This is a genomic window from Nonomuraea sp. CA-143628, assembly GCF_050942315.1.
GTDB lineage: Bacteria > Actinomycetota > Actinomycetes > Streptosporangiales > Streptosporangiaceae > Nonomuraea.
The window spans coordinates 13,104,930-13,116,004 of sequence record NZ_CP192072.1 but is presented as its reverse complement, the minus strand read 5'-3'; the positions used below and the strand labels follow the sequence as shown (position 1 = coordinate 13,116,004).

Annotated in this window: 6 protein-coding genes; 2 read left to right on the top strand and 4 right to left on the bottom strand. The window is 69.1% G+C overall.

What is annotated here, in order from left to right; translation table 11 throughout:
* Positions 1-126: 126 nt before the first annotated feature.
* Positions 127-1,341, top strand: a complete 1,215-nt coding sequence (locus ACQP2T_RS59810) for an NYN domain-containing protein (RefSeq protein ID WP_433519989.1) — start codon at positions 127-129, stop codon at positions 1,339-1,341.
* A gap of 194 nt (positions 1,342-1,535) precedes the next feature.
* Here ACQP2T_RS59810 and ACQP2T_RS59805 read toward each other — a convergent pair whose 3' ends face one another.
* On the bottom strand, positions 1,536-2,165 hold the full coding sequence (locus ACQP2T_RS59805) for a response regulator (protein ID WP_357957483.1): 630 nt from the start codon (positions 2,163-2,165) through the stop codon (positions 1,536-1,538).
* 3 nt (positions 2,166-2,168) lie between these two features.
* The gene (locus tag ACQP2T_RS59800) at positions 2,169-6,344 is read right to left on the bottom strand and encodes a HAMP domain-containing protein (protein WP_433513525.1); all 4,176 of its coding nucleotides are present in this window, start codon (positions 6,342-6,344) and stop codon (positions 2,169-2,171) included.
* A gap of 120 nt (positions 6,345-6,464) precedes the next feature.
* On the opposite strand from ACQP2T_RS59800, the gene ACQP2T_RS59795 reads away from it, so the two are divergent.
* Complete coding sequence (locus ACQP2T_RS59795) at positions 6,465-8,009, top strand: PP2C family protein-serine/threonine phosphatase (RefSeq protein ID WP_433513524.1); 1,545 nt, start codon at positions 6,465-6,467, stop codon at positions 8,007-8,009.
* Positions 8,010-8,164: 155 nt separating this feature from the next.
* Here the strand turns inward: ACQP2T_RS59795 and ACQP2T_RS59790 are convergent, their stop codons facing one another.
* Positions 8,165-9,931 carry a S9 family peptidase gene (locus ACQP2T_RS59790; RefSeq protein WP_433513523.1) on the bottom strand — a complete coding sequence of 589 codons (1,767 nt, stop codon included), beginning with the start codon at positions 9,929-9,931 and terminating at the stop codon, positions 8,165-8,167.
* A gap of 141 nt (positions 9,932-10,072) precedes the next feature.
* Positions 10,073-11,038, bottom strand: a complete 966-nt coding sequence (locus ACQP2T_RS59785) for a methyltransferase domain-containing protein (RefSeq protein WP_433519988.1) — start codon at positions 11,036-11,038, stop codon at positions 10,073-10,075.
* Positions 11,039-11,075: the final 37 nt, after the last annotated feature.

Below are 11,075 nucleotides of genomic sequence, written 5' to 3'. Positions count from 1 at the left end.
GCGAATCGTCGGGATTAACCTCGCGCGATCACCCGCTTTCATTACCCTGAGAGAGGGCCGCCCGCGAATCCGGCTCTGACGGTGCACAGTCTGCTAGGTCGGACCACCAGGAAAGGGGCCGTGTCAGTGGATCGCTGCGCGCTGTTCGTGGACGCTGGCTATCTGCTGGCCGACGGCGCGATGGCCGTGCATGGCACCCGCCATCGTGAAGCCGTGGCCTGGGACTATCCAGGGCTCTTGCAGCTCCTGTCGAACCTCTCGCGCGAGCGCACCGGCCTGCCGATGCTGCGGTGCTACTGGTACGAGGCGACCGTCGAAGCCCGCCGTACACCAGAGCACGACGTGCTCGCCGACATCCCCGGCCTCAAGCTCCGTCTCTCGCGCATCCGCCCCGGCCGGCGCGAAGGCGTGGACGCCCAGGTGCACCGCGACCTGATGACCCTCGCCCGCAACAGCGCCATCTGCGACGCCGTCGTGGTCAGCGGTGACGAGGACCTCACCCAGGTCGTCAGCGACGCCCAGGACCTCGGCGTCCGGGTGACCGTGGTGCACATCGCGCTGGACGGCAGCTGGGCGGCCTCCCGCACGCTCATGCAGGAGAGCGACGACCTCATCGAGCTCGGCGGCGTCCACCTGCGCCCCTACGTCAACATGGTGGCCGGCGCCATCGAGGTGTCCAACGGACATCACCAGTCGGCCAGTAACGGCCACGCGCAGCGGGAGCTGCCGCCCGCCCAGCCGAGCGGGGGCAGCCACGCCGCCGACCGGGGGAGCCAGTCCGGTGCCAACGGCGCGATGCCGTCGGTGGGGCGTGGCCAGCAGTCGCCGCCCAGCTACGCCAACTACCAGCCCGATCCGACGCCGTCGGCCGCCCCGGTGACCGGACCCATCCCGCAGCAGCCGCAGGCACCGACGACCGGGCAGTTCGCGTCGCAGTCCAATGGCACCTATCAGCCGCCGCCGTCGCAGTCCAACGGCACCTATCAGCCCCCGCCGCCACAGTCCAACGGCACTTACCAGCCCTCGCAGCTCGGCGCCTACACCGGCCCGCAGCCCGCGCCGGTCTCCCAGCCCTCGGCCGCCACGGCCGGGGCGACCACGCTGTCCGACGCCGTCAAGGCCGCCCATCGGGAGGGGCACGACTTCGGCGAGTCCGTGGCCCGCGACGCGCCGGCCCTGTGGCTGGAGGCCGTGCTCGCGCGCAAGCCGCGGATGCCCTCCGACCTGGAGGCCCGCCTGCTGCAAGGGTCGTCCCTGCCGATCGACTTCCTGCTGCACGACGAGGTACGCCACGCGCTGCGCCGCGGCTTCTGGGACGCCTTGGAGCGCGCCAGACAATAGCCTGACGCGCCCCTGAGGCCGGGCCTCTCCCCGCCGCCGTCCAGACGTCGGCGCGCCTCTGAGAACGATCTCAGCGCCTCAGAGACGGACAGCCTCAGAGACGGACAAGAGGTACGGCTTCTCGTACGGGCAAGGCACAGCGCCTCTCGTACAGGACGGCGTCTCTCGCACCGAACGAGGGACGGCGCGGCCGCTTACGACAGGGCGTCGAAGCCGGAGCGCAGGTGGGCGAGCCGGTCGGCGAGGTCGGCGAGCGGGACGGACAGTGTCGGGTCGTGCGACTTGTTGGCCAGCTCCCGCACCCTGCCCAGCTCGTCCTCCACCGCCGTCAGCCGCCGCGACAGCTCGGGCAGGATCGCCGCCTGGTCACCCGCGCCCGGCGGCAGCTCGCCGCTCAGCCGCTCGCGCAGCATCGATGCCTGCTCGGCCAGTCGCTTGTTCATGTTGTACAGCTCGGTGAACACCGACACCTTGGCCCGCAGCACCCACGGGTCGAACGGCTTGGTCAGGTAGTCGACGGCGCCCGCCGCGTAGCCGCGGAAGGCGTAGTCGGGCGCGCTGTCGACCACCGTGAGAAAGATGATCGGGATGTTGCGGGTCCGCTCCCGCCGCTTGATGTGGGCGGCCGTCTCGAACCCGTCCATGCCGGGCATCCGCACGTCGAGCAGGATCAGTGCGAACTCCGTGTTGAGCAGCGCCTTGAGCGCTTCCTCGCCGGACCTGGCGCGTACGGGCACCAGGTCGAGCGAGCTCAGGATCGCTTCGAGAGCGATCAAATTCTCCTCGCGGTCGTCGACCAGGAGGATTTTGGCACGATCCGGCATGGATCACGCCCCTTCGGCGGTGGACTCGCCGGTGGACCGCCCCCGGCCGAGCCAACCGCGCAGCCGTTCGAGCAGCCGGTCGACGTCGACGGGCTTGGGTACGTAGTCGGACGCGCCCGAGGCGATGCTCTTCTCACGATCGCCTCGCATGACCTTGGCGGTCAACGCGATGATCGGGAGATCGGCGAACTGAGGCATGCGCCTGATGGCCGAGGTCGTGGCCCAGCCGTCCATCTCCGGCATCATGATGTCCATCAGCACGAGAGCGACGTCCTCGTTCCGTTCGAGCTGTTCGATTCCTTCCCGGCCGTTTTCAGCGTAGACGACCGTGGAGCCGTGCCGTTCGAGGACGCTGGTCAGGGCGAATACGTTGCGGATGTCGTCGTCGACGATGAGGATCTTCGCGCCGTTGAGCGGGTCGTCGCCGTGCCACTGGCTGGTCTCGGCGGGCGGCTCGTTCAGCTCGGGCAGCGGCAGGTCGAGCGGCATCGGCGGCTCGTGCAGCGCGGCCGCCGTCTCCTCGACCGGCACGGCGAGCAGCTGCCTGCGCTCGACCACGGCGTCGGTGTCGGTCTCGGCCAGCGGTCCGGTGTAGGAGGCCGGCAGGTAAAGGGTGAACGTGCTCCCCTTGCCCAGCTCGCTGTCGACGTGGATCTCACCGCCGAGCAGCCTGGCGATCTTGCGGCAGATCGACAGGCCCAGCCCGGTGCCGCCGTACTTGCGGCTGGTGGTGCCGTCGGCCTGCCTGAACGCCTCGAAGATGACCTCACGCTTGTCGGGCGCGATGCCGATGCCGGTGTCGATCACCTGGAAGGCCAGCAGGTCGTGGGCGCTGTGCAGGGTGTCGTCGTCGAACTGGACCCCCGCCGAGACCGGCGTGACCCGCAGCTTGACCTCGCCCTTCGGGGTGAACTTCACCGCGTTGGACAGCAGGTTGCGCAGCACCTGCTGCAGGCGCTGCTCGTCGGCGCGCAACTCCTGCGGCACATCGCGGTCCACCTCGACGGCGAACGCCAGCCCCTTGTCCTGGGCCAGCGGCGCGAACGCCGCCTCCAGGAGGTCGACCATCTTCGGCAGCGACACCTGGATCGGATGGATGTCCATCCGGCCGGCCTCGACCTTGGACAGGTCGAGCATGTCGTTGATCAGCTGGAGCAGCGCGGAGCCCGCGCCGTGGATCGTCCTGGCGAACTCGACCTGCTGCGAGGTCAGGTTGCCCTCGGCGTTCTCGGTCAGCAGCTTGGCCAGCACGAGCAGGCTGTTGAGCGGCGTGCGCAGCTCGTGGGACATGTTCGCGAGGAACTCGGACTTGTAGCGCGAGGAGACGGCCAGCTGCTCGGCGCGCTCCTCCAGCGTGCGGCGGGCCTGCTCGATCTGGAAGTTCTGGATCTCGATGGCGCGGTTCTGCTTGGCCAGCAGCGCCGCCTTGTCCTCCAGCTCGGCGTTGGACCTGCGCAGCTCCTCCTGCTGGCGCTGCAGCTCGTCAGAGCGTTCCTGCAGCTCGCGGGTGAGTCGCTGGGACTCCGTCAGCAGGTCTTCGGTGCGCGAGTTGGCGATGATGGTGTTCATCGTGACGCCGATGGTCTCGACGAGCTGGGTCAGGAAGTCGAGGTGCACCTCGCCGAACGGGGTGAAGGAGGCCAGCTCCAGCACGCCCAGGACGCGGTTCTCGAACAGGATCGGGAGTACGACGATCTGCGCGGGCGTCGACTGGCTGAGACCGCTGTCGATGGTGATGAACCGCGGCGGCACGTCGTCGAGGACGATGTGCCGGCCCTGGGCCGCGGCCTGGCCGACGATGCCCTCGCCGACCGCGAAGCGCTGGCGCGGGCCGCGGTCTGGGCGTACGCCGTAGCCGCCGATCAGCAGCAGCTCGTGCTCGCCCTCGGGATCGACGCCGTAGAAGGCGCCATAGCGGGCAGACACCAGCGGCGTCAGCTCGCTCATCGTCAGCTTGGCCACCTCGAACAGGTCGCGGTGGCCCTGCATGAGCCGGGAGATGCGGGCCAGGTTGGACTTGAGCCAGTCTTGTTCCTGGTTGGCCTGGGTGGTCTCGCGGAGGTTGGCCACCATCGAGTTGATGTTGTCCTTGAGCTCCGCCAGCTCGCCCTGCGCCTCGACGGCGATCGAACGGGTCAGGTCGCCTCGGGCCACGGCGCTGGTCACGGTGGCGATCGCGCGTACCTGCGTGGTGAGGTTGCCGGCCAGCTCGTTGACGCTCTCGGTGAGCCGCTTCCAGGTGCCTTCCACGCCCTCGACCCGTGCCTGGCCGCCGAGCTGGCCTTCGGAGCCCACCTCGCGGGCGACTCGGGTCACCTCGGAGGCGAACGAGGACAGCTGGTCGACCATCCGGTTGATGGTGGTCTTGAGCGCCAGGATCTCGCCCTGGGCATCGACGTCGATCTTGCGGGTCAGGTCGCCGTTGGCGACCGCGGTGGTCACCTCGGCGATGTTTCGCACCTGGTAGGTCAGGTTGTTGGCCATGAAGTTGACGTTGTCGGTGAGGTCCTTCCAGACTCCCGACACGCCCTGCACCCGGGCCTGGCCGCCGAGCTGGCCCTGCGTGCCGACCTCGCGGGCGACTCGGGTCACCTCGTCGGCGAAGGACGACAGCTGGTCGACCATCGTGTTGAGGGTGTCCTTGAGCTGGAGGATCTCGCCCTGCGCGTCGACGGTGATCTTCTTCGACAGGTCGCCCTGGGCCACCGCGGAGGAGACCGTCGCGATCTGGCGCACCTGGGAGGTCAGGTTGTTGGCCATGGAGTTGACGTTCTCCGTGAGGTCCTTCCAGACCCCGGAGACGCCGCGCACCTGCGCTTGGCCGCCCAGCTGCCCCTCGGTGCCCACCTCGCGGGCGACTCGGGTCACCTCGGAGGCGAACGACGACAGCTGCTCGACCATCGTGTTCATGGTCGACTTGAGCTCCAGGATCTCGCCCTGGGCGTCCACGTCGATCTTGCGGGTCAGGTCGCCGTTGGCCACGGCCGTCGTCACCTGGGCGATGTTGCGTACCTGGTAGGTCAGGTTGTACGCCATGGAGTTGACGTTGTCGGTGAGGTCCTTCCAGACGCCCGACACGCCCTTCACCTCGGCGCGCCCGCCCAGCTTGCCCTCGGTGCCGACCTCGCGGGCGACTCGGGTCACCTCGTCGGCGAAGGACGACAGCTGGTCGACCATCGTGTTGAGGGTGTCCTTGAGCTGGAGGATCTCGCCCTCCGCGTCGACCGTGATCTTCTTCGACAGGTTGCCCTGGGCCACCGCCGTGGCCACGGTCGCGATGCTGCGTACTTGGCTGGTGAGGTTGTTGGCCATGAAGTTGACGTTGTCGGTGAGGTCCTTCCAGACTCCCGACACGCCCGACACCCGGGCCTGGCCGCCGAGCTGGCCCTGCGTGCCCACCTCGCGGGCGACTCGGGTCACCTCCTCGGCGAAGCCGGAGAGCTGGTCGACCATGGTGTTGACGGTGTTCTTGAGCTCGAACATCTCGCCCACGGCGTCGACCGTCACCTTGCGGCTCAGGTCGCCCTTGGCCACGGCGGTGGTCACGACCGCGATGTCACGCACCTGCGCGGCCACCCGGGAGGACATCGTGTTGACGGCCTCGGTGAGGTCGCGCCAGCTGCCGGACATGCCGCGCAGGTTGGCGCCGCCACCCAGTCGGCCCTCGGTGCCGGCCTCCCTGGCCACCCGCGTGACCTCGGAGTTGAACAGCGCGAGCTGGTCGACCATGCCGTTGATCGCCTTGCCCAGGCGGCGCACCTCGCCGCGGGCCGAGCGGTCGAGGTCGATCCGCCGCGACAGGTCGCCCTTGGCCACCGCGTCGATCACGTCGGCGGCACCGCTCACCGGGCTCACCAGGGCGTCGATCAACATGTTGACCGACTCGACGCTCTCCGCCCAGGCGCCGACTCCCGGCCCCGGTGTCAGCCGCTCGCCGAAGCGGCCCTCTTTGACAACTTCCTTGCGTACGCGCACCAGCTCGTTGGCGAGATGTTCGCGACGATCGGCCACTTCGTTGAGCAGCAACCGCACTTCACTGAGGATGCCGGCCGGGGCATGCGGAACCCGGCGGCGGAAGTCGCCGTCGCGCCAGGAGAAGAGGGTCTCCAGGATCGGGACGAGATCCGACTCGGTGTAAGTCCTCTCCTCAGAGCTCAATGCGGCCTTGGCCGTTGTCATGGGGCCTCCTTCACTCCCGGGGTGCCACCGCGAGTGAGTCAAGTCTGTCACGATGAGTAGCTCATAGTCGCGTCCTTGTATTTACCCCAAGTCAGCAGGAAGTGTGGTAGGCACGATGCGATGACTGCGACTCCCCATGCGGTGCTGGCCGCTACGTTCGCGCCCGGCGACACCGCCGTGACGGCTGCGATGAGGTTCACCCGTGAGGTGATGACCGCTTGGGCGGTCGGCAGCGTGCTGCATCTGGCCGAGCAGGTCGCGGGTGACCTGGCACAACAGGTGGTGGACGAGCCGTTCGAAGTCATCTGGAAGCATTTTGGTGACGCCGTGCAGGTCGAGTTGAGACAGCGGAGCACCTCGCAGGGCGACCCGAAGGCTCCGTCTGTGGGGGTGGAGGAGTGGGGAATCACCTTCGCCGGTGATTCTCGTGTCCATTGGGCAAGACTCACGCTACCCGGCTCGACGGACAGAGTGGCATCCGAATGGCTGGAGGAGAGCGCCAGAGGGCCGCATTGGTTGGGGTTCCTGGCTGACGCGAGTGACCTGCTCGCGGGCACTCTCGACCCCGACATGGTGCCGGCCATCATCGCCCAGATCGTGGTGCCGCGACTGGCGAGCTGGTGCGCCGTCTACACCTCTGACACCGCTGTCGGACCGCTGCGCCTGGTCTACCTCTGGCACGCCGACGAGGCCAGGATCGACGGGCTGCGCGAGCAGCTGGGCGACATGGACGCGATGATCGCCGACGCCCGCGTCACCTCCACCGTCCATCTGGCCGACTCGCAGGTGCTCGCGGTCCCGCTGACCGCGCGCGGCCGGGGCCTGGGCATGATGTGCCTGGGCCGGTCCGACCGCTTCCCCGACGAGGTCATCCAGTTCGCCGAGGACATCGCCAGGCGGGCCGCGCTGGCCACCGACAACGCCCGCGTCTACGCCCAGCAGGCCGCGGCCAACCGGGCGCTCCAGCGCAGCCTGCTCCCGCCGAACGAGCCCGAGGTGCCCGGCCTCGACTACGGCGTCGTGTACGAGCCCGCCGGCGAGGCCAACGAGGTCGGAGGCGACTTCTACGACCTGTTCAAGGCCGGCGACGACTCCTGGCGCTTCGCGATCGGCGACGTGTGCGGCACCGGCCCGGAGGCCGCCGCCGTGACCGGTCTGGCCCGCCACACCCTGCGCCTGCTCGCCCGCGAGGGCTACGGGGTGGCGGCGGTGCTCGGCCGGCTCAACCAGGCGATCTTGGAGGAGGGCGAGCGGGCCAGGTTCCTCACGCTGCTGCACGGCGACATCACGCCGGTGCCGACCGGTCTTGAGGTACGCCTGGTGTCCGCGGGCCATCCCGAGGCGCTGCGTCTCAAGCCGAGCGGCGTGGTCGAGACGGTGACGACGCCGCAGTCGCTGCTCGGGGTCTTCCACGAGGTGGTGTTCGAGGCCGACACGCTGCATCTCGACCACGGTGACGTGCTGCTGGCGGTGACCGACGGGGTGACGGAGCGGCGCTCGGGCGGGCGGCTGCTCGACGACGACAGCGGGCTGGCCAAGCTGCTGGCCGAGTGCGCCGGGCTGTCGGCCCGCGCGGTGGCCGAGCGGATCCGCCGAGGGGCGGCCGACTTCGCCACGGAGCCGAGCGCGGACGACCTCGCGATCGTGGTCCTCCGCGCCCGCTGACCTCTCGACAGTCTTCACACTCGCTGACCCGTGATGGGCGCCCACTGATATGGGTGCGTCACTGACCGAAGAGACCCGCCCAGTGACCTGATGGGCGCGCCACCGACTCTCATAGGCATTGTCGGTTGACTGCCGACTTGGCGAATTGTCGATTATCAGTGTGGATTTACATGCTTGCGGGCGAATTCAAGCTGTAGCGCGATTTGTGCGATCCGTTCGGACATGACCAACGAGCCACGGATGGCGTCGTAGGCGTAAACCTCATGCTCCCGCCCGTGCTCAGCAAGTTTCGCCACATACTTCTCGATCTGCCGCAGCGGGCAGCGGCTGTCGTTCTCGCCGGCCAGGATCAGCACCGGACTCTCCACCCGGTCCACGTACGTGATCGGGGAGCTGGCCGCATAGCGTTCGGGCTGCTCGTCGGGCGAGCCGCCCAGCAGCGCGCGGTGGTAGGCGCGCAGGCTCTCTGCCTCGTCCTCGTAGGAGGTCTCATGGCAGGCGATCGGCACCGCCGCGATGCCGGCCGTCCACAGCTCGGGCTGGGTGCCGAGGCCGAGCAGCGTGAGATAGCCGCCCCATGCGGTGCCCGTCAGCAGCATCCTGGCGGGGTCGGCGATGCCGCGTTCCACGACGTGCTCGCGTACGGCGGCGACGTCGGCCAGTTCGATGTGGCCGACGTCGCTGTGGAGCGCGTCGCGCCAGGCCGAGCCGTAGCCAGTCGAACCGCGGTAGTTGACCCGCACCACCGCGAAGCCGCCGTCCACCCAGGCCGCGACCTCGGGGGAGAAGGCGTCGCGGTCGTGCGTCGTCGGGCCGCCGTGCAGCAGGAAGACGGTCGGGAACGGCGCGGCGCCGGACTCGGGCCGGGAGACCAGCGCGTGGATCCTGCCGCCGGGGCCGGGCACGTCGAGGTCCTCGACGGGCACGCTCGGCGGCGCCGAAGGGCCGCTGGAGTTGAGCACGACCTGGCCGTTGCTGGAGCGGATCACCGGTGGCCGGGAGGCGCTGGACCAGGAGTATTCGACGTTGCCGCCGGGGCGCGGGGCGGCGGCGTCGATCACGCCGTGGGGCGTCTCGAGCAGGGTCAGCCCGCCGCCCGCGAGGTCATAGCGGTGCAGGTAGCTGCGGGCGCGGTTGTCGCGGAGGATCAGCAGGCCGCGGCCGTCGTCGTACCAGCTGGCGGTCAGCTCGCCGGAGTCCTTCATCCAGATCTCGCGCTGCTCGTCGGTCGCCGGGTCCCAGACCAGGGGAGCCTGACGCTGACGGCGCTCGTGCAGGGCGAGCATGCGGCGGTCGCCCGGCACCGGGGCGAACTTGAGGCCGATCACGCCCTTGTCGGGGCCGTCGTAGAGCTCGCCGACGACGTCGCCGTTCGGGCGTACGACGCGGAGCGCCGGATGACGGAAGTCGCCATACTCGGCATGATTTATCGCGATAAGTGAGCCGTCGAGGGACATGTCGGCGACCCAGGCCGCCTCGGCGTGCTCGTACAGCAGACGGGACGGTTCGCCGGGCCGTACCAGATGGATCCTGAACGAACCCTCGCTGGCCAGGCTGATCGCCGCGTGGCCGGCCATGGACAGGGCGATGCCGCCCGGCTGGCCGGGCTCCAGGTCGGGAGCGACCTGCTCGTCGGGGCCGCCGGTGAACGGCTGGCGCCACCACGTGCCGAACTCATCGCCCTCGGTGTCGGCGAACCAGTAGATCCACTGGCCGGTGGGGTCGATCGCGGCGTGGGCCGTGCCCTTGGGCCGGTCGGTCACCTGGCGGTTGGCGCCGCTGGCGCGGTCCCAGGCGTAGACCTCCCAGGTGCCGGTGGCGTTGGAGCGATAGATCGAGCGGTTCGGGGCCAGCCGTGCCCAGGAGGGCAACGTCATGCGCGACGCTCGGAACCTGGCCTGCCAGCGTTCCTCGGCCTTCATCCGGCGCGCCCCCCTCCCTCTCGCCCCGCCTCCGGGCGTGGGTTGCCGTCCAGTATTGCGCTTGTCTCGCGGAAATACTCCGGGAATGTGGGGGAATTTCGGACTAAATGCCCCATCAATAACACGAGTCCCAGATGTCCGTCAAGGAACAGCCCTTGATCGCGCCGGGGCCTCGAAGATAGACAGGTGGAACGCAGCCTTGGTCGCCACTTTTTCCCGCTTTTTCACAGCATCCCGTGACAGATAGTTCGAAATCCGCTCCGCCAGCTCGGTCGGCTCAGTGTGCCACGCGCTCGGTCCCATCCCCACCACTCCGGCGACCTCGTCGGGACCCAGCTCCAGATCGAACTCGACCGTCCGCCGCTCGGTCTCCTCGAAGCCTTCCAGGCTCCTGGCCAGGCGCCGCTCCTTCTCCTCGTCGACGGAGAGCAGGCCCAGCTCCTCGACGAGCGGGCTCAGATGCGCCTGAGCGGGTGTCACGACGACCACCGCGCCGCCAGGCCGCAGAATGCGCCGGAACTCGGGACCGTTCCGCGGCGCGAATACGTCGATCACCACGTCGGCCACCCCGTCCCTGATGGGCAACGGCCGCCACACGTCGGCCACGAAGGCCCCCGCCCTCGGATGTGCCCGAGCGGCACGCCGCACGGCGTGCTTGGAAACGTCGAATGCCATCCCGATGCCACGGTCCACCGCTCTCAGCACCGTCGCCAGGTAGTAACCGGTCCCGGCTCCGGCATCAACGATCACGGGCTCCGGCGCGTGATCGGCGTCGTGCCGCGCCGCCCCTGCTCCACGAGCCACTGCGGCACTACGGTACGCCTTCTCGGCCGCCGCGTCCGGCAGTGCCGAGAACCTATCCCTACGGAAAGCATCGTCTTCCCGGCCATTGGCGCCGAATATCCTCAAGCGCACACTCTCGGCGAGTGCGTCGGCGAGCGGAGCGTAGTGTCCGGTCCCCAGGAACTCGGCGCGTGCCGCCACCATCGCCGCGCTGTCAGCCGTTCCCGGCGTCCGCGAGCCGACCAGAAGGCTCACGTACCCCTGCTTGGCCACGTCGTACGCATGGCCCTCGGCGCAGCGGAGCGTGTCACCCGCCAACCACATCTCACGGGCACAGACGGGGCAGGCCAGGTATTTGATG

Coding starts and splice junctions, on each gene's coding strand:
- ACQP2T_RS59805 (WP_357957483.1), bottom strand. CDS start 2,165: ATGCCGGATCGTGCCAAAATCCTCCTGGTCGACGACCGCGAGGAGAAT.
- ACQP2T_RS59800 (WP_433513525.1), bottom strand. CDS start 6,344: ATGACAACGGCCAAGGCCGCATTGAGCTCTGAGGAGAGGACTTACACC.
- ACQP2T_RS59795 (WP_433513524.1), top strand. CDS start 6,465: ATGACTGCGACTCCCCATGCGGTGCTGGCCGCTACGTTCGCGCCCGGC.
- ACQP2T_RS59790 (WP_433513523.1), bottom strand. CDS start 9,931: ATGAAGGCCGAGGAACGCTGGCAGGCCAGGTTCCGAGCGTCGCGCATG.
- ACQP2T_RS59785 (WP_433519988.1), bottom strand. CDS start 11,038: ATGTGGTTGGCGGGTGACACGCTCCGCTGCGCCGAGGGCCATGCGTAC.